This window comes from Parabacteroides sp. MSK.9.14, assembly GCF_019041495.1.
Lineage (GTDB): Bacteria > Bacteroidota > Bacteroidia > Bacteroidales > Tannerellaceae > Parabacteroides > Parabacteroides merdae.
Map to the genome: position 1 here is coordinate 1 of NZ_JAHPXO010000096.1, position 1909 is coordinate 1909.

Sequence of the window (1909 nt, forward strand, 5' to 3'; positions counted from 1 at the left end):
CCTTTTTAATACAATATGTCAAAGAACACTTGATGCTTACTTTTTACACAACCTCGTTCGAGGGGGAGGTCGCCCCCTATTTCCGCGAGGGGACACTCGTCACGGACGGACAAAACCGGGTCGGCTACCTGCGGGAGATTGAATCCCTGCAACCCATGTTCCACCCGCTGGAACTCACGCCTGCACAACGGACGAAAGCCTCCATGTATATCGAGATACGCGATGCCTATTACCACCTTTATAACAACGAGGCGGAAACGCTGACGGCGAACCCCGCCCTGCGGGAGATGCTCAACCGGCTTTACGACAATTTCACCGAACGCTTCGGACGGCTCAATGACAAACGCAACCTCGACCTGATCAAGATGGACGCGCGGGGGACGGAGATTCTATCGCTGGAGCGTTACATCGACGGCAAGGCACGCAAAGCCGACATCTTCGAGCGTCCCGTGGCCTTCAATCCCGATGAGATCACGCACGCCGACGACGCTTCGGAGGCCCTTGTGGCCAGCCTGAACAAGTACGGCCGGGTGGAACCGCACTACATGGCCTCGCTCACGGGAACTACCGTGGAGGGAATACTCGGGGAACTGAAAGGACGTATCTATTACAACCCGGAAACGGACGGCTACGAGGTTGCCGACAAGTTCATCGCCGGCAATGTCATCGGGAAAGCCGAACGGATCGAGGCGTTCCTGCGGGAGAATCCCGACCACGCCCCGGCCCGGGAATCGCTGGAGGCTCTGCGCGAGGCGACGCCCAAACCCATCGCTTTCGACGACCTGGACTTCAACCTGGGCGAACGGTGGATTCCAAAAGGTGTTTACGAGCGTTTCGCCTCCTCGCTCTTCGATACGGAGGTGAAGATCACCTTCGCCTCCAACCTGGACGAGTACGGCGTGAAGGCGGAAGCGACGAACGTGAAGATCACGGAGCAGTATGCCGTCAGCGCGCAGACCCGTAAGTACAACGGCCTGCACCTTTTGAAACACGCCCTGCAAAACACTTCGCCCGACATCACCAAGACCGTCCTCAAATGGGTGGACGGCGAACGGCGGGAGGTCAAAGTGCGTGACGGGGAGGCCATACAGCTCGCCAACAGCAAGATAGACGAGATCCGGGGTGCTTTCCCCGAATGGCTGCGCGAGCAGTCGTCCGACTTCAAAGACCGCCTGACAGACCTCTATAACCGTACTTTCAACTGTTACGTGCGCCCGAAGTACGACGGGACGCACCAGGAATTCCCCGACCTCGACCTCAAGGGGCTGGGAATAGACAATCTGTATGACAGCCAGAAGGACGCGATATGGATGGACAAACTGCTCGGCGGCGGGATAATCGACCACGAGGTGGGCGGCGGAAAGACCCTCATCATGTGCTGCGGGGCCTACGAGAAGAAACGCCTCGGGCTGGCCAATAAACCCATGATTATCGGGCTGAAAGCCAACATCCATGAAATAGCCCGGACGTTCTGTACCGCTTACCCGATGGCCAAAGTCCTCTACCCGGGCAAGGAGGATTTCACGCCCCGGAAGCGTGAGCGCATCTTCCGGGAGATACGCAACAACGACTGGGACGCCGTGATCCTCTCGCACGAACAGTTCGGCATGATACCCCAGTCTCCGGAGATACAGCAGGAGATATTGCAGGCCGAGCTGGACTGTGTGGAGGAGAACCTCGAAGTGCTCAAAGCACAAGGCAGGGACGTTTCCCGCGCCATGATGAAAGGGTGTCAGAAACGCAAGGCCAACCTGGAAGCCAAGTTGCAGAAGGTGGCGCACGCGCTGGAAACACGCAAGGACGACGCCGTGGACTTCCGCCTCATGGGTATCGACCACCTCTACGTGGACGAGAGCCATTATCAGAACTTTTAGGAATTTCCGATAAAATTATTCAATTGTTTAGCAAT

At 57.2% G+C, this 1909-nt stretch carries 1 pseudogene; it reads left to right on the plus strand.

The annotated features are described in order from the left end of the window. Window positions 1-1859, plus strand: a pseudogene (locus KTG12_RS21175) (DNA methylase); the annotation flags it as partial. Between the last annotated feature and the right edge of the window lie 50 nt (window positions 1860-1909).